This window comes from Methylobacterium sp. V23 (assembly GCF_002917135.1).
GTDB lineage: Bacteria > Pseudomonadota > Alphaproteobacteria > Rhizobiales > Beijerinckiaceae > Methylobacterium.
This window is the reverse complement of the sequence record NZ_PDHT01000001.1, coordinates 351,619-374,172: the sequence shown is the minus strand read 5'-3', so window position 1 is coordinate 374,172 and position 22,554 is coordinate 351,619. Positions and strand designations below refer to the sequence as shown.

The 22,554-nt window shown below is 69.2% G+C and carries 23 protein-coding genes; 14 read left to right on the top strand and 9 right to left on the bottom strand.

The window, feature by feature from the left end; all coding sequences use genetic code 11:
- The first annotated feature begins 525 nt into the window (after positions 1-525).
- The 7 genes from CRT23_RS01730 to CRT23_RS28330 all read left to right on the top strand — a co-directional run bounded on the left by CRT23_RS01730 (position 526) and on the right by CRT23_RS28330 (position 4,646).
- Positions 526-927 (top strand): Tat pathway signal protein, encoded by a 402-nt coding sequence (locus CRT23_RS01730; RefSeq protein ID WP_245435927.1) that lies wholly within the window; start codon positions 526-528, stop codon positions 925-927.
- 60 nt (positions 928-987) lie between these two features.
- Positions 988-1,677 (top strand): MotA/TolQ/ExbB proton channel family protein, encoded by a 690-nt coding sequence (locus CRT23_RS01725; RefSeq protein ID WP_103708326.1) that lies wholly within the window; start codon positions 988-990, stop codon positions 1,675-1,677.
- Positions 1,678-1,795: 118 nt separating this feature from the next.
- A complete protein-coding gene (tolR, locus tag CRT23_RS01720) occupies positions 1,796-2,290 on the top strand; it encodes a protein TolR (protein WP_103708325.1) in 495 nt (164 codons plus the stop codon).
- Positions 2,291-2,293: 3 nt separating this feature from the next.
- Positions 2,294-3,394, top strand: coding sequence for a TonB family protein (locus CRT23_RS01715; RefSeq protein ID WP_103708324.1), 1,101 nt, complete (start codon positions 2,294-2,296; stop codon positions 3,392-3,394).
- A 21-nt stretch (positions 3,395-3,415) separates the two neighbouring features.
- On the top strand, positions 3,416-3,946 hold the full coding sequence (locus CRT23_RS01710; RefSeq protein ID WP_103708323.1) for a metallophosphoesterase family protein: 531 nt from the start codon (positions 3,416-3,418) through the stop codon (positions 3,944-3,946).
- A 158-nt stretch (positions 3,947-4,104) separates the two neighbouring features.
- Entirely contained in the window at positions 4,105-4,416 is a 312-nt protein-coding gene (locus tag CRT23_RS01705; protein ID WP_103708322.1) for a hypothetical protein, read from the top strand.
- 89 nt (positions 4,417-4,505) lie between these two features.
- On the top strand, positions 4,506-4,646 hold the full coding sequence (locus tag CRT23_RS28330) for a hypothetical protein (RefSeq protein ID WP_181017244.1): 141 nt from the start codon (positions 4,506-4,508) through the stop codon (positions 4,644-4,646).
- A gap of 18 nt (positions 4,647-4,664) precedes the next feature.
- Here the strand turns inward: CRT23_RS28330 and CRT23_RS01700 are convergent, their stop codons facing one another.
- Positions 4,665-4,910, bottom strand: a complete 246-nt coding sequence (locus tag CRT23_RS01700; protein ID WP_103708550.1) for a hypothetical protein — start codon at positions 4,908-4,910, stop codon at positions 4,665-4,667.
- A gap of 172 nt (positions 4,911-5,082) precedes the next feature.
- On the opposite strand from CRT23_RS01700, the gene flaF reads away from it, so the two are divergent.
- Positions 5,083-5,442, top strand: a complete 360-nt coding sequence (flaF, locus tag CRT23_RS01695; RefSeq protein WP_055947312.1) for a flagellar biosynthesis regulator FlaF — start codon at positions 5,083-5,085, stop codon at positions 5,440-5,442.
- Between the two features lie 83 nt (positions 5,443-5,525).
- Here flaF and CRT23_RS01690 read toward each other — a convergent pair whose 3' ends face one another.
- Positions 5,526-5,933 carry a flagellar biosynthesis repressor FlbT gene (locus CRT23_RS01690; RefSeq protein WP_055947307.1) on the bottom strand — a complete coding sequence of 136 codons (408 nt, stop codon included), beginning with the start codon at positions 5,931-5,933 and terminating at the stop codon, positions 5,526-5,528.
- A 242-nt stretch (positions 5,934-6,175) separates the two neighbouring features.
- Here CRT23_RS01690 and CRT23_RS01685 point away from each other — a divergent pair, with 242 nt between their 5' ends.
- A complete protein-coding gene (locus CRT23_RS01685) occupies positions 6,176-8,632 on the top strand; it encodes a flagellin (RefSeq protein ID WP_181017227.1) in 2,457 nt (818 codons plus the stop codon).
- Between the two features lie 116 nt (positions 8,633-8,748).
- On the opposite strand, the gene CRT23_RS01680 is transcribed toward CRT23_RS01685, so the two are convergent.
- From CRT23_RS01680 to CRT23_RS01660, 5 genes are all read right to left on the bottom strand, one after another.
- Complete coding sequence (locus tag CRT23_RS01680; RefSeq protein WP_103708320.1) at positions 8,749-9,144, bottom strand: hypothetical protein; 396 nt, start codon at positions 9,142-9,144, stop codon at positions 8,749-8,751.
- Between the two features lie 148 nt (positions 9,145-9,292).
- A complete protein-coding gene (gene modC, locus CRT23_RS01675) occupies positions 9,293-10,405 on the bottom strand; it encodes a molybdenum ABC transporter ATP-binding protein (protein ID WP_103708319.1) in 1,113 nt (370 codons plus the stop codon).
- A 4-nt stretch (positions 10,406-10,409) separates the two neighbouring features.
- Positions 10,410-11,111, bottom strand: coding sequence for a molybdate ABC transporter permease subunit (gene modB / locus CRT23_RS01670; protein ID WP_103708549.1), 702 nt, complete (start codon positions 11,109-11,111; stop codon positions 10,410-10,412).
- 22 nt (positions 11,112-11,133) lie between these two features.
- Positions 11,134-11,937, bottom strand: a complete 804-nt coding sequence (modA, locus tag CRT23_RS01665) for a molybdate ABC transporter substrate-binding protein (protein WP_103708318.1) — start codon at positions 11,935-11,937, stop codon at positions 11,134-11,136.
- A 112-nt stretch (positions 11,938-12,049) separates the two neighbouring features.
- The gene (locus CRT23_RS01660; protein WP_103708317.1) at positions 12,050-12,253 is read right to left on the bottom strand and encodes a hypothetical protein; all 204 of its coding nucleotides are present in this window, start codon (positions 12,251-12,253) and stop codon (positions 12,050-12,052) included.
- Between the two features lie 131 nt (positions 12,254-12,384).
- Between CRT23_RS01660 and CRT23_RS01655 the strand changes: the two genes are divergently transcribed.
- The 5 genes from CRT23_RS01655 (at position 12,385) to CRT23_RS01635 (ending at position 19,545) form a co-directional block, all read left to right on the top strand.
- Positions 12,385-13,323 (top strand): 50S ribosomal protein L11 methyltransferase, encoded by a 939-nt coding sequence (locus CRT23_RS01655; protein WP_103708316.1) that lies wholly within the window; start codon positions 12,385-12,387, stop codon positions 13,321-13,323.
- Between the two features lie 22 nt (positions 13,324-13,345).
- The gene (locus tag CRT23_RS01650; RefSeq protein WP_103708315.1) at positions 13,346-15,172 is read left to right on the top strand and encodes an aminopeptidase P family protein; all 1,827 of its coding nucleotides are present in this window, start codon (positions 13,346-13,348) and stop codon (positions 15,170-15,172) included.
- A 153-nt stretch (positions 15,173-15,325) separates the two neighbouring features.
- The gene (locus tag CRT23_RS01645; RefSeq protein WP_103708314.1) at positions 15,326-17,509 is read left to right on the top strand and encodes a protein-disulfide reductase DsbD domain-containing protein; all 2,184 of its coding nucleotides are present in this window, start codon (positions 15,326-15,328) and stop codon (positions 17,507-17,509) included.
- Between the two features lie 121 nt (positions 17,510-17,630).
- A complete protein-coding gene (locus tag CRT23_RS01640; RefSeq protein ID WP_055947285.1) occupies positions 17,631-18,863 on the top strand; it encodes an MFS transporter in 1,233 nt (410 codons plus the stop codon).
- Positions 18,864-18,975: 112 nt separating this feature from the next.
- Positions 18,976-19,545 carry a hypothetical protein gene (locus CRT23_RS01635; protein ID WP_103708313.1) on the top strand — a complete coding sequence of 190 codons (570 nt, stop codon included), beginning with the start codon at positions 18,976-18,978 and terminating at the stop codon, positions 19,543-19,545.
- A gap of 24 nt (positions 19,546-19,569) precedes the next feature.
- Here CRT23_RS01635 and tolB read toward each other — a convergent pair whose 3' ends face one another.
- Together tolB and tolA are read right to left on the bottom strand one after the other, a co-directional pair.
- Entirely contained in the window at positions 19,570-20,928 is a 1,359-nt protein-coding gene (gene tolB, locus CRT23_RS01630; protein WP_103708312.1) for a Tol-Pal system beta propeller repeat protein TolB, read from the bottom strand.
- 178 nt (positions 20,929-21,106) lie between these two features.
- A complete protein-coding gene (gene tolA, locus CRT23_RS01625; protein ID WP_103708311.1) occupies positions 21,107-22,552 on the bottom strand; it encodes a cell envelope integrity protein TolA in 1,446 nt (481 codons plus the stop codon).
- Positions 22,553-22,554: the final 2 nt, after the last annotated feature.

Genomic DNA, 22,554 nt, shown 5'->3' with positions numbered 1-22,554 from the left:
TCGGGGCCCACTTTTGCAGCACCCCTTCCGGTGATTGCTCGCCGGTCATCGCGATATGGAGGCGCGTTCGGAACGCATCAAGGGCGCGGCCGCCCCGACACATTGCCCCATGACCCGCTGAATGCCTGTTAACCACTGACGACCCAGACGTTTTAGGTAACTGGCTGCGGGAAGGCTTGGCTGATTGAAAGCTGAGCCGTACCTGCGTTTCGAGTAACAGTTTGGAATTCCTCTGATATTCTGCCCTGCGCTTGATCTGAGGTTGGGTCCTCGGATATGCCCACCACGCGTAGGATGGTGTCCTAGATCGCGGCTTGTAGCTCGCGCCTCTGGGCGTTTACTGAATCGAACCCGGACCAAGCAGGACTGTCGAGACATCGTGTCGAGATGGGAATCGCATGAGTATCCGGTCGCGTCGCACCGAGCGACGGTACTTGAGCGGGAGTGTACGGCGTGAGCAAAGACCAGTCCTGGAGGAGGAATAAGACCATCGTCGCGAAGTGTGTCGTATCCGGTCTCGCGTCCCTGGCGGTGCTCACGAGCTTGGTAGCACCGGGTACCGCGCAGGACGGTAAGGCTGCGCCGATCAAGCTGGAACTCAATCGCCTGGAACCGGCGGGCGATGCCTGCCGCACCTATCTTCTCGTGGACAACAGCCGCGGCCCAGCGCTGAAATCCCTCAAGGTTGACCTGTTCGCGTTCGATACCGAGGGCATCGCCCAGAAGCGCCTGTCCGTGGAACTGGGACCAGTGCAGGACCGCAAGACGATGGTCCGCCTCTTCGACTTCCCGGGGATCGCCTGCGCGAAGATCGGCCGCCTTCTCCTCAACGACGTCCTGGCCTGCGAGGGCGGCGAGGCCAGTCGTGAGACCTGTCTCGACCGCATTGAGACAGACAGTAAGACCTCCGCGACCTTCGTGCGCTGATCAGCGCATTCGCGATCCAATAGCGAAGCCCGCACACCGCACGCATTGAGAGAAACCATCATGGACCCGACTGCAGCGCAGGCCGAAGTCACGCACGACTTTTCCTTCATCGGACTGTTCCTGCAGGCGGATCCGATCGTGAAGGGCGTGATGATCCTTCTCGTGATCGCCTCGATCGCGTGCTGGACCGTCGTCTTCGAGAAGATCATCCGGATTGCCGCCGCCAAGCGCCAAGCCAAGGCGTTCGACGTACTGGTGCGGTCCGGCGGAGCGCTTGAATCATCCGGTGGCGGCATGGACGCTCAGATCATGGGAGCGGCAGCGGAGGCTTGGCGAGATCAAGATTCCAGCGAGACCCGGGCAGAGCGGCGCGACCGCATTGAACGCGCAATGCGCGCAGCCCTGACCGGCCGGATCAAGCGCCTGCAAACCGGCTTGCCGCTCCTCGCCACCGCCGGCTCGACGGCGCCCTTTATCGGGCTGTTCGGGACGGTCTGGGGAATCATGAATTCCTTCTCGTCCATCGCGAAGAGCCAAGACACTTCGCTGGCGGTCGTCGCTCCCGGCATTGCCGAAGCCCTGTTCGCCACGGCCATCGGCCTCATCGTCGCGATCCCGGCCGTGATGGCCTACAACAAGCTCATCAACGATGTCAGTCGGATCCAGTCCAGCTTCGTCTCCAGCATCGGCATTCTCGGCAATCGCCTCGCCCGAGACCGGGCCGTGCATGGCCGTGCCGCTGCCGAGTGATTATTACCACCTGACCGAGACACGCTCCTACGTCGCGCGAGCGCCGATCCTTGAAAGCAACCTGTGCGGCGGACCGGCCTAATCGCCCTTCGCCCTGGCCCCGGAGGGCCGCTTCACGATGGCAATGGGTTCGATCCGCGCCGGCGGCGGCGATGACGACGATGGTCTCGACGCAGCGCCGATGTCCGAGATCAACGTCACCCCAATGGTCGACGTCATGCTCGTGCTGCTGATCATCTTCATGGTCGCCGCTCCCCTCATGACCACGGGCGTGCCCGTGCAGTTGCCCAAGACCACCGCCCAGAAGGTCGCCCAGGCCAAGAAGCCGCTCGAGATTTCCATCGACAAGGACGGAAGGCCTTATCTGGCCAAGGAAGAACTCACGCCAGATTCGATCCTGCCACGCCTGCGCGCATTGGCGGCCCAGGACCCAACCCAGGTGATGCTGGTGCGCGGCGACCGCGACGTGCCCTACGGCAAGATCATGGAGGTGATGGGCCTCGTGGGCCAAGCCGGCTTCACAAAAGTCTCGTTGATCGCCCAGTCGCCCGGCGGTCCGCTGCCCACATCGCCGACCGCCGCCCCGGCCCCTGTCAGCGGAACGCCGCAGTAATTCATGAACGCCCTGCATCCCAACAGCGCCTTCGCGACCACGGCCGAACCGGAGCAGCGCGGCCCGTCTGGGCTCACCGCAGCGTTCCTTGTGGCGCTTGCGCTGCACGTCGCAGCACTCGTCGGAATGGTACTGTTCGGCACGACGCCCACTGCGCCTCCCGGCGAGAATATCGTAACGGTCGATCTCGCCCCGCAGATGACGGAGGCGAACACCCAGGCCCCAGCCGAGCAGGCAGCCCAGGCCCCCGCTCCGCCTGAAGCGAACCCGGTGGAAACGCCCGAGGCGGTCCCGGTCACGAAGCCTCTCGAGACGACCGAGGTGGCACCGCCCGAAGCCACCGTCCCGCCGCCCCCGGACGCGACACCGGTCGCACCCGAAGCCACGACCATGGCCGAGTCGCCAGAGGCACCGGTCACTCCTCCGACCGAAGCCGTCGTCGAGCCGCCGCCCGAGGATCAGGTCATCACCTCCACGGGGGAGGACGCGCCCGCCCTTGCGCCACCCCCACCCACGATCGCGGAGGTTCCGAAGCCCGTGGAGGTGGAGAAGCCGAAGCCGGACATGGCCAAGATCCTCGAAGCCAAGCGTGAGGCGAAGCGTAAGGCGGATCGCGAAGCACGACTGAAAGCCGAGCAGGAGGAGCGCCGCGAGGCCATCGCCGAGGCCCGTCGCGAAGCTGCCAAGGAAGCCAAGGCGAAGGTTGCCAAGGAAGCCGCGCGCCGGGCCGCGGCTGCGGCAAGCGATGGACGCGCCCAGCAGAACTCGGCTTCCGCGTCGCGGCAGAGCAGTGCAGGCTCAGCCGCCGGCGGGAACGATCCGAACGCGCTGAGAGCGTGGCAAGGTATGCTGAGTTCGGCGATTCGGGGGCGGATGAATGCGAATGCGGCCGCCGGGACCAGCGGCGGCGTGGCCGTCGTCCGGTTCACAGTGTCCCGCTCAGGTCAGGTATTGAGTTCGGGGCTCGCCAGCAGCAGCGGTATCGGCGCCATCGATAGCGCCGCCTTGGCGACCGTTCGTGGCTCACTCCCGGCAGCACCCGCCGGGATCAGCCTGAGCAGCCTGGCCGTTACCGTGCCGCTGCGCTTCAGCCCTGGGCGCTGATCGCGGCGGGGAAAGACGGCCGTGGCCGTGTGGTTCACCAGCGACACGCATTTCGGCGATCCGCGCATCCTGCGGATCGACAAGCGCCCCTACCCTGATCTCGCGACGCACGACGCCGCGCTCATCGCCGCCTGGAATGCCGTCGTCAGGCCCGAGGACAACGTCTGGCACCTCGGTGATTTCGCCCTCGGTCCCTCCGCCGAACGCATTGCCGAAATTTTGGGGAGCCTGTCAGGCACCAAGCACCTCATCATCGGCAACAATGACGGGGCCGGAACGCTGCAAGCGCACGGATGGGCTTCGATCGCCCACTATGCGGAGATAAGCGTCGATGCGCGGCGCCTAGTGCTGTGTCATTACGCGTTCCGCACCTGGAACGGGATTGGCCGCGGTGCCATCAACTTGCACGGTCACTCGCATAACAAGTTGAAACCGATTCCTCGGCAGTATGATGTCGGTGTCGATGCGCAGGGCCCTGCCCCGATCTCCCTGGCCGACATCCTGGTTTCCCGGCGCCGGCGAACGACGCCGTGGGTAAGCGTGGAACCTTAGCGACAGGTTTGCCGTTTCTGGAGCCTGAACGCGAGATGAGTGTCGCTGCTCTGATGCAATATTGGAGAAGCCAGAACTGATCTTGCGGACGCTTTCAAACGCTCGATGAATTCTGTTCACCGGCCGTACGTCCAGGTGTCCCCACCTCAGGTGTTCCTATGCGTCAATCCCTCAGACTGCCTTTCACCGCTGGTCTCATGCTGGCTCTCGCCGCGCCGGCGCTTGCCGCACCCGTCTGTCTCGATGCGCAGCGCAAGGTCGATGAGGCCAATGCGCTCCGCTACCAGTTCCGTCAGGAGGCTCGGATCGGCAATCACGACCGCGCCTGCGACACACTGGATGAAATTGGCGATCGTTATGCCGATGCGCGCGACGCCTTCGAGGATTGCGGCGCCGGCGTCGTGGCCATCGATCTGCGCAGTGAGTCGCGGGAGCTTCGAGCGGCCAAGCGCGTCAATCGTTGCGATTGATCGAGTGCGGGCCCGCACGCCTGCCCGTCACACTTCGTTTCACAGTCAACTCACACGCGGCCGATGATTCGCCGCTAAGGTCAGCCATCATGAACACCACCGCCGCCCTCGACCTGAAGACCATGGATCGCAGCTTCTCCACTGGTCCGTCCTTCGCGGCCGCCCTTTGCGGGTTCGTCAGCACCACCGTGGCGACCACGATGGTGATGTTCCTGATCAGCAGCCTCTGAGCCGCACGGATCGTTCGCTCAAGGAGCGACGAACCAGAATCGACGCTTCGAGAACAGCATGTCCGGTTGTCCCACCGTCGCGGCCTGACGGCATGGCGAATCAGAGCGAGGCGCCTCCGGCGTCTTCGCGGCTGGCATCAACAGCGCGTTGGAAACGGGAAAGAGTCCGAGCTTGGCCTGCACGACGGGCTGGCGCACGGCGGAAATCGTGACGAGCCCGACCAACAGTCCGCCCGCGACAGTGCCCAGAATGAAATTCATCATGGTGGCGGAATCCAACACCCTACGCGTGATCCGCGCGGGCGCGCGCTCTCCGTCGTCGCATATCCGGGCATGATTACGGCACGGAGTGATATTACGGTCCCTTAACAATCGGCTGTCTAAGGTCGGCCCGCGCCCCGAATCGGGGCGGCGCACCTTGAGGGAGGATCGAGCGATGTCGTACGGGGCCAGCGCCTATGCCCGGGTTGCACAAACTGCGCTGTCGCCGCGCGAAGCAGAAGCTGCCGTCTTGATCAAGGCTGCGACCCGCCTCCAGGCGATCCAGACCGACTGGACCAATCAAGCGCCCGCTCTGAACGAAGCCCTGAACTTCAATCAGAAGGTCTGGACCATCATCGCCGGGGCCGCCACCGCGCCCGAGAGCCCGCTGCCGATCGAGATCAAGAACAACATCGCCGAGCTCTCGACCTTCGTCTTCAAGCGGATGATCGATACGCTGATCGAGCCGAGCGCCGAGAAGCTCTCCGCCCTCATCAGCATCAATCAGAACATTGCCGCCGGCTTGCGCATGTAAGGCGCGAAACAGCAGGGCCGAAATCAAGAGAGCCCGCCGCTTCCCAGCGGCGGGCTCTCTTGATTCCTCACCCTCCGGACGCATCACCCTTCGGATGCGGCAGGGGGCGCCAGCCGTTCCGCCAGCGATTGTTCGTACTGGATCAACTCCTTGCAGCGCTTCAGCGCGCGGTAAAGCTCACGCTCCGCGATGAAGTCGTGGATGTCGCGCAGGTAGGGCGCCATGCTCGGCGCTGCCGCGATGAGCGCGTTGGCTTGGGTGATGAACAGGTCCTCCGCCTCCGGGGTGACTTCGGCGAGGTACATCACCGTCAGCGTTACATAGAGGCGCTTGCAGGCGGTATCGGCCTCGCTCTCCAGGATGATGTCGCTCTCGCGCAGGAACTTCGTCACGGTCTCGATAACGAAGCTGGAGCGGCGGGACCCGTTGCGGATCGCCGTGCCACCGATCAGCAGGCGCTCGAACGGCTTGAGTTCGATCTTCAGGGGCATGACGACACTCGTTCTGGACTCACCAGCACATTCACCGATCTTGGTTAACAAGACCTCAACAACGGCCCCGCTTCGAATCGACAACATACTGATCGGAAAGAGCTTTTTCTAGAACTGCTGCAATTGACCGATCTCCGTAAGTTTTCGTTCGACGTGCCTATTAAGTCGATCGCAATGCATGGGTGGTCATGTGCACTGGCCTCCAAAAACGGAGGCGCACCGATCAGAATGGATCGAACACCATGTCCTCAGGCATCACTCTTACCGCCGCCACACGTCAGAACCTGCTCTCACTCCAGGGTACGGCCGACCTTCTCACGCAGACTCAGAACCGCCTCTCCACCGGCAAGAAGGTCAACTCGGCTCTCGACGACCCGACGAGCTTCTTCACCTCGCAAGCACTCTCCGGTCGCTCGGGCGATCTCGGCCAGCTCCTCAACGGCATCTCGAACGGCGTACAGACCATCCAGACGGCCAACCAAGGCATCACCTCGATCCAGAAGCTGGTCGATTCAGCCAAATCCACTGCCAACCAGGCCCTGGCCGACAAGAGCGCTGTCACCAGCGCTCTGGCTGCGACCGCCGCCACCGTGAGCGGCAGCAAGAGCTTCCAAGGTCTCGCCGGCACCGCCGACGGCACGCAGGACTTCTCCACGCTGGGCAAGGACGGCTCGATCGATATTTCGCTGGATGGGGGCACCACCAAATCGACCATCCGCCTTGACTCGTCCACCCTTGGCAATAACACAAGCGACCTGACCAAGGTTTCGGCCGGCCAGATTGTGTCGGCTATCAACAGCCAGATTTCGAATACAACTGCCTTGAAGGGTAAGATTTCTGCCTCTGTCGGGAGCGACGGTCGCATCAACTTTGCTACCACCTCTACCGGTTCAACGCAGAAGCTGTCCGTAGCTGGCTCCGCGAGCTCTACGCTGGACATTGGCTTCGGCAAAGCAGCGACAGCGAAAGTCGCGACGGTGACAGCTGCTGGTGCAAGCGTCGCCAGCGCGACCGATTTCTCGGGCGGTGGTTCTGCAGCCTTCACCATCAACGACGGCCTCAAATCAGTCTCGGTGAAGATTGACAAGAACAGCGCGACCGATGCCAATGGTGGAACTGTTGGAACCTCGGGTGATCAGACGGAGATTCTAGCTGCCATCAACAAACAGCTTAAAGATGGCGGATCTTCTGTTACCGCGAGTATCGACGCGAACAGCAAGCTTGTGTTCTCGACCCAAGATTCGGGTCCCGATGCACAGGTCACGGTGACGCCTGCTGCTGGCGGTGTCGATCTGGGCTTTGTTGGTGCATTTGCAGCTGTAGCAGGCACGGCTTCGGGAACTGGCGCCACGGCTGCTCTTACCGGTTCGACCACCGTTCCTGCGAACGTTGACCTTACATCGGGCAAGTCAGCGACCTTCACCGTCGGTAACGGAACGAATTCAACGACGTTCACGATCGATAGCACGAGCCTGGACTCCGGCGGCGCGGCACTCGGAACCAATCCGACGAAAGCCAAACTCTTGGAAGCCATCAATGCCAAGATCACCGCGGGTGGTGTTACTGGTATTACGGCAAGTGCGGCAACGGGCCTCGCCTTCACAGGCACGGGTGTGACAGCCTCTGCCAGCGCCGACACCATTGGTCTCGGGTTCGGTGCGAACGCAGCGACCACCGCCGGTACCTTATCAGCCGGTACCGGAACTGCTGCCTCCGGGCTGTCCTCGACCGGCTCGGATGCGACCGACGGATCTGCGAAAGCCGTCGTCAATGGCAACGTCGCTTTAACGTCCGCGACCAACTTGAGCGTCAAGAACTCGAATTTCACTATCCAGCTTGGTACTGGCCCAGCCAAGACCATCAAGATTGACAACACCACGGGTGCAAATGCATCGGCGACCACGAAGCAGGAAATCGTCGACTCCATCAACAAACAGATCGGTGCCGATACGGGTCTAGCTGGTAACGTCGTGGCGAGCCTCGATGCCAACGACAAGCTTGTTCTCAGCTCCACTGCTGCTGGCGCCAGCCAGAAGTTGACAATCCAGGCAGCACAGGGGGCGACGGCCTCTCTCAACGCTGATATCGGCTTTGGCCTTCAGGCTTCCAGTGTCGCGGGCCAGGGACCCGCGACTGCTATCTCCGGCTTCGGCAAGGATAGCACTGGCTCTACCAACAGCACCCGGCAAACCTTGGCCAAGCAGTTCAATGAAATTTTGAACCAGATCACCCAGCAGGCCAAGGATTCGAGCTACAACGGCATCAACCTGCTCTACCGGAACAGCGACGATCCGAGCGAGAACTCTTTGAAAGTGACCTTCAACGAGACTGGCTCTTCGAGCCTGACGATCGCTGGTTCCAAGCTCGATGCGGATGGCCTCGGCCTCACCGCCTCGACCGGTGGCTTCCAGACCGATACCGAGATCAACCAGACGCTGACCGCCATCACTCAGGCGACCAGCCAGCTTCGCGCCCAGTCCTCGACCTTCGGCTCGAACCTGTCGGTGGTGCAGAACCGTCAGGACTTCTCGAAGAACCTGATCAACATCCTCGACACCGGATCGGCCAACCTGACGAACGCGGACCTCAATGAGGAAGCCGCCAACTCGCAGGCCCTGTCGACCCGTCAGTCGATCGGCATCTCGGCCCTCTCGCTCGCCAACACGGCGCAGCAGGGCATCCTGCAGCTCCTCCGCTAAGGACGAGCCCGCCGCCGGCCCTCGGGCCGGCGGTTTCTTGATTCCACCGGACGGCAAAAAAAGAAGGCCGGGGCTCAGCGCCCCGGCCTTTTCTTCGTTTCGATGAGCGTGAGGCCTCAGGCGGTACGGTCGAGGGGGCGGGCAGTGGGCTTGGCGCGGGCCTCGGCGGCCTCGGCATAGGCGCGGGCCTTGAGCACGACCGGGTCCGGCAGTTGCACGACGATGTCGCCGGAATTCGGATCCACCTCCTGGTAGACCACCGCCTTGGTGTCCTGGTCGATGCGGATACGCGGCTCCATCGCAGTCGGCGCCGCCTTCGCGTCCTCGTCGGGCGCTGGTGTCCGGGTTCGACCGGCCTGGGAATCCGTACCCTGATCCTGGCTGCGGATGTCGACCCGCACCGCTGGCGCCAGGGGAGCCGGCGCCTGCACGGGCTGGACCGGGACAATGGGTGCCGGCGTGGCGCCGGTGAGGCGGGCCGGCAGCACGGCGCCGAGGCTTGTGATCGACATGGCACGCTCCTGCTTGCGGCTTATGCGCTATCCCTCAAGACAAGACCGGCGGCGTGAATGGGATCTTAAGGAATTGGTTCTGCAGGGCCTTTCTTGGGTCGCATGCTCAAGCCGATGCCAAGACGGCGCATCGAATTTTAACGAGTTCTCAGATCTCGACGGCGCCGGCGGCCCGTCCCATCCCGTGGGGATCGAAGGCGACGCTCTTGACGATGGCGAAGACGGCGCGGCCGGGTCCGAGGCCGAGTTCGTGCACGGAGGCGCGGGTCAGGCGGGCCGAGAGCACGGCGCCCCCGCAATCCACCTCCACCAGCACCGTGCCGTCCGCCTGGGGATGCAGGGCAAGTACTTGCCCGCTCAAGCGATTTCGGGCGCTCAGGCCGATGGGCTCGTCGAGGGAGAGCAGGACGTCGCGGGCGGGCACGTGGACGCGGAGGCCGGTGCCGACGGCCTGCGCAAGGCGCGGGACGAGGAGGCGCCCGGCCCGCCCCGAGAGGAGCGTCAGTCCGGAATTCGGGGCGTCGGCCTCCACCACCATGTCGAGGAGGGCGCCGGCCTCGGCCGCGTGGAAGGCGCCGAGATCGCCCCGGCGCAGGATGCCCTCGGCGGGTCCGGCGGCGGCGACGCGGCCGCCTTCGAGCACCACGATGGTGTCGGCGAGGCGCGCCACCTCGGACACCGCGTGGCTGACGTATACCAGGGGGATCGCGGACACGTCACGCAGGCGCTCGATCAGCGGCAGGATCTCGGACTTGCGCTCGGCATCGAGGGCGGCGAGCGGCTCGTCCAGGAGCAGGAGGCGGGGCCGCGACAGCAGCGCCCGGCCGATCGACACGCGCTGTCCCTCGCCGCCGGAGAGTCCGGCCGGTCGCCGGTCGAGGAGGTGCCCGATGCCCAGGAGCGCGATGACCGCCTCCGGCTCCAGGCCGGCGGTGTCCCGGCGTCCGCGGGCGAACCAGCGCCCATAGGCGAGGTTCTGCCGGACCGAGAGGTGGGGCATCAGCCGCGCCTCCTGGAAGACGGTGCCGATGCGGCGGCGATGGGCGGGCACCGCGCGGCCGCGAGGCGTGTCGAGCAGAGTCTCGCCGTCGAGGGTGATCCGGCCCCGGTCGGGCCGGGCCAGGCCGGCGAGGCAGGCGATCACCGTGCTCTTGCCCGAGCCCGAGCGGCCGAACAGGGCGGTGAGGCCCGGCGGGGCGGTGAAGGCCACGTCGAGGCGGAAGGCGCCGCGCGCCAGGGCGAGTTCGACCGCGAGCGTCATCGGCTCACCCCGCCCCGATCCGGCGGCCGACCCGGCGGGCCAGGACTTCGGAGATCAGCAGGGCCGCCATCGAGATCGCCACGGAGACCAGGGTCAGGCGCAGGGCCCCCGCCTCGCCGCCGGGCACTTGGGTCAGGGTGTAGATCGCCGAGGGCAGGGTCTGGGTCTCGCCGGGGATGTTCGACACGAACGTGATGGTGGCGCCGAACTCGCCCATCGCCTTGGCAAAGGCCAGCACCGCGCCGGCGAGGACCCCCGGCAGGGCGAGGGGCAGCGTCACGGTGAGGAAGACCGCGAGGGGTCCGGCGCCGAGGGTGGCGGCGGCCTGCTCGACGCGGGCATCGACCGCCTCCAGGGACAGGCGCATCGCCCGCACCATCAGGGGAAAGCCCATCACCGCGCAGGCGAGTGCCGCCCCGGTCCAGCGGAACGAGAGGACGATGCCGAGATCGGCCAGGAGGGCCCCGAAGGTCCCGCGCCGTCCGAAGGCCAGGAGCAGGAGGTAGCCGGTCACCACCGGCGGCAGGATCAGCGGCAGATGGACCAGCCCGTCGAGGAGCGCCCGCCCCGGAAACCGCCGGCGCGCCAGGAGCCAGGCGACGGCCAGGCCGGGGCCGAGGCTCGCCAGGGTGGCGACGCCGGCGACGCGCAGGCTCAGGGTGATGGCGGACCATTCCTCCGGCGACAGGCCGAGCCGGTCCAGGATCGCGGGACTCAAGGCCGGACGATCAGGTCCGGTTCTCGGCGCCGATCACCGAGAAGCCCTGGCGCTCGAAGAACACCCGGGCGGCGGGGCTGCGGAGGTAGGCGAGGAACGCGGCCGCATCCGGGTTGGTCGACTCCTTCGTCAGGGCGACGGGATAGATCACCGGCGGGTGGCTCGCGGCCGGGAAGGTGGCGACCACCCGGACGCTGGGGTCGGAGACCGCGTCGGTGGCGTAGACGATGCCGAGCGGCGCCTCGCCGCGGGCCACGAGAAGGAGGGCCGCCCGCACGTTCTCGGCCTGGGCGACCCGGCCCTTCACGCCCTCCCAGGCGCCGAGGCTCTCCAGCGCCGCCCTGCCGTACTTGCCGGCCGGCACCGCCGCGACGTTGCCCATGGCGAGGCGGCCGTCGCCCAGCGCCCGGGCGAAGCTGGCGGCGAGGCCGGGGCCCGGATCGAGTTCCAGGGCCACCGGCGAATCCTTGGGGGCGATCAGCACGAGGGCGTTGCGCAGGAGGTTCGACCGGGTGCCCGGCTTGAGCCCGTCCTTGCCGGCCACGTCGTCCATCCAGGCCAGATCGGCCGAGAGGAACAGGTCGGCCGGAGCTCCGGCCTCGATCTGCTTGGCCAGCGCGCTGGAGGCCGCGTAAGAGATCCGGGTGGTCTTGCCCGTTTCCCGCGTCCAGGCGGCGGCGGCCTCGTCGAGGGCGTTCTTCAGACTGGCGGCGGCGAAGACTACCACGGGCGTTTCGGCCCGGACAGGCGTCGCGCCGGCCCAGATCGCCAGGCCCAGCGCCGCCCCGAGCCACGTCCGCCGCGTCTGCATCATCGATCAGCCCTTCGTCTTCGGCCGGCACGACCCCGGGGAGGCCGTCATAGCCAACCCGCAATAGCCAAGGCGCCATAGCATGAATCCGGGGCAGGGATCCGGGCGTGGCGCGTCAGGCGCCCCGCTCCTCGTCCTCGGCGGGCGAGCGCTCCGAGCGGTGCAGGCGGCTCAGGAGGACCAGCATCGGCCCGGGCAGCGGTCCCGTCAGGGTCTCCGCATCCGTGAACCCCCCGCGCTCGCGCACGAGGCGACGGCGGGCCTTGGACTTTTCGGCGAGAACGACCGGCGTTCGCCCGCCGGCTCTTCTGATTTTCATACGCACAACGCACGCTCCGACATCGACGCGAGCCTGGAGAAGCCACAACAAACGCGGATCCGGCGGTTCCGTTCCGGCCAAGCTTGCGCGCGAGGTGGCGGCGGGACGTCGCGGGTGGTAGAGCCCCGCTCATGCTCGAAGGCCTGCCTCCCCACCGTCCGACCCACGTGCTGCGCCTCCTCACCGACGAGGGGTCGGCGCGCGCGATGACCGATCTCCTCGGTGAGATGTTCGATCCGACGCAGACGGCGGTCGCCGCCTTCGAGGCCGAGGACGGCCGGACCTGGCGGCTCGAGGCCTACTTCGCCGACGCGCCGGACGAGGCGATGATTCGCGACCTGATCCGCCCCGTGGTCGGGGCGCAGGCGGACGTCGCCAGCTTCGAGACCATCGATCAGAAGGATTGGGTGCGCGCCTCCCTGGAGGGCCTAAAGCCCGTTCGGGCCGGCCGCTTCCTCGTCCATGGCAGCCACGACCGCGACACGGTCCGGGTCAACGACCTCGCCATCGAGATCGAGGCGGCGCTCGCCTTCGGCACCGGCCATCACGGCACGACCCTGGGCTGCCTCCGGGCCTTCGCCGACATCCTCAAGCGCGGGCGCCCGGCCCACGTGCTCGACGTCGGCACCGGCACCGGCATCCTCGCCTTCGCGGCGGCCAAGGCCCTGCACACGCCGGTGATCGCCGGCGACCTCGACCCGGAGGCGGTGACCACCGCCATCGGCAATGCCCGCCTCAACGGCCTCGGGCCGGTCCTCCGGCTCTTCCAGGGCCCGGGCGTGCGCCACCCCCTCGCCGACCGGCCGCGCCGCTTCGACGTGGTCTTCGCCAACATCCTGGCGCGTCCGCTGAAGGGGCTGACGCCCTCCCTGACGGCGGTCGTGGCCGACCACGGCGTGCTGATCCTCTCCGGCCTGATCGAGCGCGACGTGCCGGGCGTCCTCTCGACCTATCGGCACCGCGGCTTCCACCTCGCCCGGCACGGGCTGATCGAGGGCTGGGCGACGCTGGTGCTGACGCGCGGCGGCGCGGCGGCGCGCCCGCGCCGGACGCGGTTGCGGCCCTTCTGAGCCCGGCGTAACCCTGGGCGCCATGACGCGCCTCCGCTTCCAGACCTTCGACGATCCCAGCCACCGCCACGGGGCCGCCCGTATCCAGGCCCTGCGCGAGGCCCTGCGAAGCGCCGGGCTCGACGGTTTCGTGGTGCCGCGCGCCGACGAGCACCAGTCCGAGTACGTGCCGCCCCAGGCCGAGCGCCTGGCCTGGCTCACGGGCTTCACCGGCTCGGCCGGCACCGCCGTGATCCTGTCCGAGGCGGCGGCCCTCGTCGTCGACGGGCGCTACACCCTGCAGGCGCCGGCCCAGGTCGACACCACCCACATCACCCCGGTGCCCCTGGCCGAGACCAGCGTCGCGGCCTGGATCGGCGCCCACATCAAGGCCGGCCAGGTGCTGGCCTACGATCCCTGGCTGCACACCCCCGACAGCGTGGCACGCCTGGAGCGCGCGGTGGCCAAGGCCGGCGCGCGCCTGCAGGCGGTGGACCAGAACCCCGTCGACGCGGTCTGGACCGACCGGCCGGGGCCGCCGGCGGGTGCCGTCGTCGCCCATCCGCCGGAACTGGCCGGCGCGTCCGCCGAGGACAAGCTCGCCCGGATCCGGACGGCCCTGGCCGAGGCGGACGATGCCGCCCTGGTGATCTCCGATCCGCACAACCTCGCCTGGGCCTTCAACCTGCGCGGCGGCGACGTGGCCCACACCCCCCTGGCGCTGGGCTACGCCCTGGTGCCGCGCACGGGCCGGGCCGCCCTCTACCTGACCTCGCCGCGCGTGAGCCCGGAGCTGCGCGCCGCCCTCGCGCCCCTGGCCGACCTTCACCCGCGCGCCGCCTTCGCGGACGCCCTGGCGGCACAGGCGGCGAACGCCGCGCGCATCCGCCTCGATGCCGCCACCGCCGCCGACGCCCTCACGCAGCGGGTCGAGGCGGCCGGCGGCGTCGCCGATCTCGGCCCCGACCCGATCACGGCCATGAAGGCGGTGAAGAACCCGGCGGAGATCGCCGGCACCCGCGCGGCCCATCTGCGCGATGGTCTTGCGGTGACCCGGTTCCTGGCCTGGCTCGATGCGCAGGGCGAGACGCTGACCGAGATCGCCGCGGTGGAGGCCCTGGAGGATTTCCGCGCCGCGGGCGGACTGCTCCAAGACGTCTCGTTCCCGACGATCTCGGGCAGCGGCCCGAACGGCGCCATCGTCCACTACCGGGTCAGCCACGAGACCGACCGGCGCATCCAACCCGGAGAGCTGTTCCTGGTGGATTCCGGGGCGCAATACCGGGACGGCACCACCGACATCACCCGCACGGTGGCGATCGGCACGCCGTCCGAGGCGATGCGCGCGCACTTCACCCGCGTGCTCCGGGGCCATATCGGCATCGCCCGCGCGGTGTTTCCGAAGGGCACGACGGGCGCGCAGATCGATGCCTTCGCGCGCCTGCCGCTCTGGGAGGCCGGCCTCGACTTCGACCACGGCACCGGCCACGGCGTCGGGGCCTTCCTGTCGGTGCACGAGGGGCCGCAGCGCATCGCCAAGACCGGGACGGTCGCCCTCGAGCCGGGCATGATCCTCTCGAACGAGCCCGGCTACTACAAGCCCGGCGCCTACGGCATCCGCCTGGAGAACCTCGTCCTGGTCGAGGCCCGCGACGTGCCCGGCGGGGAGCGTCCGATGCTCGGCTTCGAGACCCTGACGCTCGCCCCCTTCGACCGCCGCCTGATCCGCCCGGACCTCCTGAGCCCGGAGGAGACGGCCTGGATCGACGCCTATCACGCCCGGGTGCGGGCGGCGCTGGGGCCGGACCTCGACGCGGCGACGCGGGCCTGGCTGGAGGCGGCGACCCGCCCGATGGCGGCGGCGGCCTGACCCGGCTCGGCCGCGGCGCCGGACGGCGCTTGCGACCATCCCACGCCTTCCGGCGGAGCGAAAAGGCGGGAACAAGGGTTCTCGCGGCTTCGGGATTTTGCGCCCGTGGCGAACGGACGTAACCTGCACGCTTCCCTCTCCGAACAGGACTCTATGATCCGGCTTCTCGCCCTGGCGCTCGCGCTGTTCGGCCTCGCTCTGCCCGCCGCGTCCGCGCAGGGCTTCAAGGTGCCGGCCGACCTGGTGAAGGCGAGCCTCGTCGGGGAGCCCTCCGCGATCCGGCCCGGCGTGCCCTTCACGGTGGGCATCCGCATGGTGATGCGGCCGCACTGGCATGTCTACTGGCGCAATCCCGGCGATTCCGGCCTGGCTCCGGAGGTCGCCTGGACGCTGCCGGCCGGGTTCTCGGCGGGGCCGATCCAGTGGCCGAGCCCGAGCCGCATCCCGGTCGCTCACCTCATGAACTTCGGCTACGAGGACGAGGCCGTCCTCCTCGCCGAGCTCACCCCGCCGGCCGCGCTGGCGCCCGGCAAGCCGGTGACGCTCCAGGCCAGGCTGACCTATCTCGTCTGCGAGCGCGAATGCGTGCCGGGCTCGGCCGAGCTGCGCCTGACCCTGCCGGTGGCGCCGGGCGGCACCAGCACGGGCGTCGCGCCCGGTTCGATGATGCTGTTCGAGGCCGCCCGCGCGGCCCTGCCCGCGCCCGCGCCCTGGCCGGTGCGCTACGGCGCCGAGAACGGGCGCCTGCAGGTGCACCTCGCCGCGCCCCCCGGGCTGGCGGCGTCCTCCGTCGCCTACTTCCCCTATGCGGAGATCGCCATCGAGAACGCCGCGCCCCAGGAGGCGCGCAGCGACGCGGACGGGCTGCACATCGACCTGGCCCGCGGCGACAGCACCGTGGCGGCTCCCACGACCCTGCCGGGGGTGCTCACCTTCGAGGAGGCGACGCCGGACGGCCCGGTGCACCGCGCCTATGCCATCGGGGAGGCCCCGAGCGCGACGGCCGATGCGACGGCGACGGCCGCGACCGCGGCCACGAACGCGTCGGGCGCTGCCACCCCGGTGCCGGCGCCGGACGAGAGCCTGACCCTCTGGAGCGCGGCCGGCCTCGCCTTCCTGGGCGGCCTCCTCCTCAATCTAATGCCCTGTGTCTTCCCGGTCCTGTCGATCAAGGTCCTGAGCCTGGTGTCGCATTCCGGCGAGCCGGCCGGCCGGGTCCGGCTGCACGGGCTGGCCTACACGGCGGGCGTGCTGGCGTCGTTCCTGGCGCTGGCAGGCCTGCTCGTCGCCCTGAAGGGGGCGGGCGCCGGCATCGGCTGGGGCTTCCAGCTGCAATCGCCCCTGGTGGTGGCGGGCCTCGCCTACTTGCTGTTCGCCATGGGGCTCAGCCTGTCCGGCGTCGTGCATCTCGGCGCCGGCATCGCGGGCCTCGGGGACGGCCTGACCCGGCGGGCCGGCCTGGAAGGCTCGTTCTTCACCGGCGTCCTCGCCACGGTGGTGGCGACCCCCTGCACCGCCCCCTTCATGGGCGCGGCGGTGGGCTTCGCGCTGACGCAGGAGGCCGCCGTGAGCCTCGCGGTCTTCGCGAGCCTCGGCCTCGGCCTCGCCCTGCCCTTCCTCGTCCTCACGCTCTGGCCGGCGGCCCTGCGGCGGCTGCCCCGCCCCGGGGCCTGGATGGACACCCTGAAGGGGGCGCTGGCCTTCCCGATCTACGCCACCGTCGCCTGGCTGGTCTGGGTGCTGTCGCAGCAGGTCGGCTCGGCCGGGCTCCTGGCCGCCCTGGTCGGCCTCGTCCTGGTGGGCCTCGCCGCCTGGGCCTGGGAGCGCGGGCACGGGGCCGGCCCCGCCGGCAGCTGGATCGCGCGCGGCACCGCCGTGGCGGCGCTCGCCGCCCTCGCGATCCTCACCGTCGGCCTCGACCGGGACCGGGCCGGGCCCGAGACCGCGCAGGCCGCTGCGGGCGCCTTCACCCAGGCGCGCCTCGACGGGCTCCTGGCCCAGGGCAAGCCGGTCTTCGTCAACATGACGGCGGCCTGGTGCATCACCTGCCAGGTCAACGAGCGCGTGGCCCTGCGCGCCGAGGCGGTCCAGGCCGGCCTGAAGGCGCGGGGCATCACCTATCTCAAGGGCGACTGGACCAACCAGAACCCCGAGATCACCCGCCTGCTGGAGCGCCACGGCCGCAGCGGCGTCCCGCTCTACCTGCTCTATGCCGGTCCGGGCGAGCCCGCGGTGCTGCCGCAGATCCTCACGCCCGGCCTGGTGCTGGAGGCGCTGCAGGCGGTGCCCCTCGCGGCCGCGGACCGAAGCGCCGCCCTGACGGACGGGCGGCCCTGAAAGACTTCGCCGCCGGCAGGCCGGTCCCGGTCCGGACGGTCGCGGCCTGCGGCGGCACGGTTGAGTCCGCCTCTTAATCCTGGCGCTTGACGCAGAAACCGCCCTGCCCCAGCACGGCGGGATGAGCACCGATGCCGCGCCGCGCTGGACCGTCTTCCGCAACGGCGATTTCCGCCTCTTCGGAGCGGCCCGCTTCCTCACCGGCCTCGCCTTCCAGATGCAGGCGGTGGCGGTGGGGTGGTTCGTCTACGACATCACCCGCTCGGCCCTGGCCCTCGGCCTCGTGGGCCTGGCGAGCTTCCTGCCCGCCATGCTGTCGGCCCTGGTGACGGGCCACGTCGCCGACACCTACGACCGGCGCCTAGTGGCGGCCCTGGCCTACGCGACCCTGGCGCTGGCGGATCTCGGCCTGCTCCTGGCCGCCTGGCTCGGCACCACGACCCTGTGGCCGATCTACGGGCTCGTCGTCGTGATCGGCACCTGTCGCGCCTTCGCCAACCCGGCCCTCCAGGCCCTGCTGCCGACCCTGGTGCCCCGCCCCCTGTTCGGCTCGGCCATCGCCTGGAACGCCTCGCTCTGGCAGAGCGCCTCGATCCTCGGCCCGGCCACCGGCGGCTTTCTCTACGCCCTCGGGCCGGCGGTGGTCTTCGGCGCCGCGGCGGCGAGCTTCGCCCTGGCCAGCGCCCTCATCCTGGCGATCCGGTTCCGGCCCGCCGCCCTCGCCGAGCGCCCGCCCGTGACCTGGGAGACCCTCTCGGCCGGCCTGACCTACATCCGCACCCATCCGGTGGTGCTCGGCGCCATCAGCCTCGACCTCGTGGCGGTGCTCCTCGGCGGCGCCACCGCCCTCCTGCCGATCTTCGCCGCCGAGGTGCTGCATGTCGGCCCCCTCGGCCTCGGCGTCCTGCGCAGCATGCCGGCGGCCGGCGCCGTGCTCACGGCAATCGCCCTCGCCTACCGGCCGCTGCAGCGCCAAGCCGGGCTGCGCATGCTCCAGGCCGTGGCGATCTTCGGCCTCGCCACGGTGGGCTTCGGCCTCTCGACCTCCCTGCCCCTCTCCATGGCCTGCCTGTTCGTGACGGGGGCGGCCGACATGATCAGCGTGTTCGTGCGCCAGACCTTCGTCCAGGGCGAGACACCCGACGCCATGCGGGGCCGGGTCTCGGCGGTGAATTCGGTCTTCATCGGCGCCTCGAACGAACTCGGCGAGTTCGAATCCGGCACCCTGGCGGCCCTGATCGGCGCCGTCCCGGCCGTGGTGGCGGGCGGCCTCGCCACCCTCCTGGTCGCGGCCCTGTGGGGCCGGGTGTTCCCGGCCCTGCGGGCCCGGGACCGGCTCGTGCCGGCGGAGTGAGGGGGGATGATCCCTCCGCCGCCCCGTCGCCGATCCATCGCGCCGGCACGGCCGAGCTTTTCGACATGACAGCGGCCCACACGCAGGGGTAGAAATCCTGCGGGAGGGTGCGATGGCCGACATCAAGGTGGTTGCCGGAACTTGCGGGAAGGGCAGAGGCACCTACGAGGCGGGTGTTCTGACCGGCCCGGACGGGGTCGAGCGCTCCGTCGAGAGCCTTCGCACCATCGAGGCGCACGGCGCGATCGCGGGCGCCCGGAATTGGGGCGGGCAGGTTCTCGACGGCCTCAAGGGAAGCCTCGCCCTCGCCTCGAACATCGACCTGAGCGGCACGGCGCTGCTCGCCGCGACCGCCCTGACCGCGGTGTCGGCCGACGAATCCCAGCCTCAGACGCTGCTGGAAATCACGTTTGAGGACGGAAGCCTGCTGATCGCCCTGGCCGACCCGCGGCTTCCGGCGCTGATCGGCAACGATCGGGAGGTTCTGCGACGGGGGTTTGCGCGGGCCGCGCAGCGGGTGGCCCCGTCGGTCGATGGGCCGGGACACGCGGATGCGTCCCTGGCGACGACGGCGAGCGAGGCAGCCGTCGGCGCGGTCCAGGCCGTGACCGGCGCCGCCGGCGCGTCGCTGAGCTCGGCCTTGGGCTTCATGCGCCGGACCGTCGGCTCCGAGCGCGGCTGATCCGGCCGCCGCGCGCGGCGCGCCCTACTTCCCCGACAGCAGCGGCGACCAGGTCGGGTCCGACGCGTAGGACGGGGTCGGGACCGGCTGTTCCACCTTGCCGGTGATGTCGACCATGTAGAGCTTGCCGCCGCCCTGGCCGCCCGGATCGCGGAAGAACAGCACGTACTGGCCGTTCGGCGCGAAGGTCGGGCCCTCGTTGTGGAAGCCTTCCGTGAGCACGCGCTCGCCCGAGCCGTCCGGCTTCATCACGCAGATGGCGAAGCCGCCCTTGCGCTGGCGGGTGAAGGCGATGAGGTCGCCGCGCGGCGACCAGGCCGGCTGGGAGGCCGAGCCCTCGCCGAAGGAGAGGCGGGTGGGCGTGCCGCCCGAGGCGCTCATGACGTAGATCTGCTGCGAGCCGCCGCGGTCAGACTCGAACACGATCTGGCTGCCGTCCGGCGAGAAGGTCGGCGAGGTGTCGATGGCGTTGCCGTTGGTGATCGGCGTCTGGGCCTTCGAGGCCAGATCCATGACCACGATGTCGGCGTTGCCGCCCTGCTGCACGCTCATCACCAGGCGGCGGCCGTCGGGCGAGAAGCGCGGGCTGGTGCTCATCGAGTCGGCCTTGCCGAGCGCCTGCCGGCTGCCGGTCTCCAGGTTGATGACCTGGATGCGCGGCTGCTGGCCGGTGGTCTGGGTCATGAAGGCGATGTCCTGGGTCGCCGGGGAGTAGCGGGGGGCGACCACCGCGTTCTCGCCGTTCGTCAGCGCCCGCACGTTGGCGCCGTCCTGGTCCATCACCATCAGGCGCTTGCGCCGATGCTCCTTCGAACCCGACTCGTCCACGAAGGCGATGCGGCTGTCGAACCACGGCCCGAGGCCGGTGATCTTGGTGTAGACCGCGTCCGAGATGAGGTGGCCGGTGCGGCGGGCATTGGCCGGATCGGTGCCGTATTGCTGGCCCGTCATCTGCTGGCCCGAGGTGACGTCCCAGAGGCGGAACTCGACCTTGAGCTTGCCGGCGGCGTCGCGGGCGACGCGGCCCGTGATCAGGGCCTGGACTCCGGCCGCCCGCCACTTCTCGAAGCCGGGCACCGCATCGAAGGCCGGCGCCTCGGGGAATTTCGCCTTCTCCACCGGGGTGAAGTAGCCCGAGCGCCGCAGGTTGTTCGTCACCACGCTGGAGACGAGGAGCCCCAGGCTCGGGTCGCCGGTGAAATCCGTGACCGCGATCGGCATCGGCTGGAACGAGCCTCCGCCGATGCGCAGGTTGAGCTGGGCCGCCGCCGGGCTCAGGCCGAACAGGACCAGGGCCAGGAGCGCGAGGAGCGACGTCAGGCCCTTGGACACCGGGCTCTCGAGAAGACTGCGATGCATGATCGATTCCGTGGTCGTGGGCATGCGAGGATCGGGGATGGGTCCGGACGGTGCGGGTGAACGGTCGGCCCCGCCGCGCGGGGAAGGCGGGACGCCGACGCGGACGTCGTCCAAGGCTTCGTCCAAGACGTCCTCCAGGACGCCGTCACCGACCGCGCGGGTGCGCGGCGCGTGCAGGCGCGGCCCGGACGGGGCTGCCGCCTCACACCCGCGAGAACTCGAACTCCGCGTTGATGGCTTTCCAGTCGTTGTAGTAGGGCGCGTACTGGGTCGGGATCTTGTAGGGCGCACAGCGGCGCACCGCGCGCTGCGCCGCCTCGGCGATGGAGCGATCCACGGCGTTCGCCCCGCCGCGCATGATGCGGGGCTCGGAGGTGAGCGTGCCGTCCGGGTTCAGCCGGATGTCCAGCATCGGCAGCACCACGCCCTGGGTGGCGCCGGGCGGTGCCACGTAGCAGCGCTCGATCTGCTGCTGCAGCATGCCCACCAGGGCGTCGCGCAGGGACGGCGACAGGCGCTGGGCAGTGCCGGAGGCCGCGCCCAGGGAGGCGGTGCGCTGCACCTCGCGCCCGGTGGCGCCGGTGGATTGCGACGGCGCCTTCGAGGCGAGCAGGGAGCGGATGTCGCCGGCGCTGAACTTGTCGGCGAGCTCGGCCTGCTTCTTGGCCTTGGCCTCCCCGTCGGCCTTCGCCTTGGCATCGGCCATCGCCTTGGCCTTCGCCTTGGCGGCGGCATCGGCCTTGGCCTTGGCCGCCGCTTCGGCCTCTGCCTCGGCCTTCGCCTCGGCGAGCTCCTTCTGGCGCTCCGCGTCCGCCTTGGCCTTCGCCTCCGCCACGGCCTTCGCCTTGGCTTCCGCCTCTTTCTCGGCCTTGGCCTCCGCGTCCTTCTCGGCCTTGGCTTGCGCGTCGGCCTTGGCCTTGGCCTCGGCTCTCGCCTTGGCGGCGGCCTTCGCAGCTTCGGCCTTGGCAGCTTCGGCCTTGGCGGCCGCCTCGGCCTTGGCCTCAGCCTCCGCTTCCTGCTTCTCGATCAACTCGGCGAGATGCTCGCGCTTGACCGCCTCGGCCTTCGCCTTGGCGGCGGCCACAGCCTTGGCTTCCGCCGCGGCCGCCTTGGCCTCGGCCGCGGCGGCGGCCTTCGCTTCCGCGGCGGCAGCGGCTTTGGCCTCGGCAGCGGCGGCCGCCTTGGCAGCCTCGGCCTTGGCCGCCTTCGCGGCGTCCTTGGCCGCTTCCTTGGCAGCCTCCTTCGCGGCTTCCTTGGCGGCTTGCTTGGCCGCTTCGGCCTTGGCTTCCTGCGGGTCGGGCTCGCTGGAGCGCAGGGGCATCTCCTCGGCGCTCGCCACCTTCATGTCGGCGGGCCGCTTCGGGGGCGCCGGGGCATCGACCTTGGCGTTCTCGGGCTCGCGCTCCTCGAACTTCTCGGCGACGCGGTCGGCGCGCGGCTTGGCGTTGGGCTGGGGCGCATCGGCGTTGCGCTCGCCCTTCGTCAGCTCTGAATATTGCTGTTCGGTCATCACCTCGACGGGCACGCCCTCCTGCGCATCCGGCAGGGCGGGGGCGGCCACCGACAGCAGGGCGACCGTCAGCAGGCCGACATGCGTCACCGCCGAGACCCAGACGCCCGGTTCACTGCGCTTGAAGGGAATTCGCACCG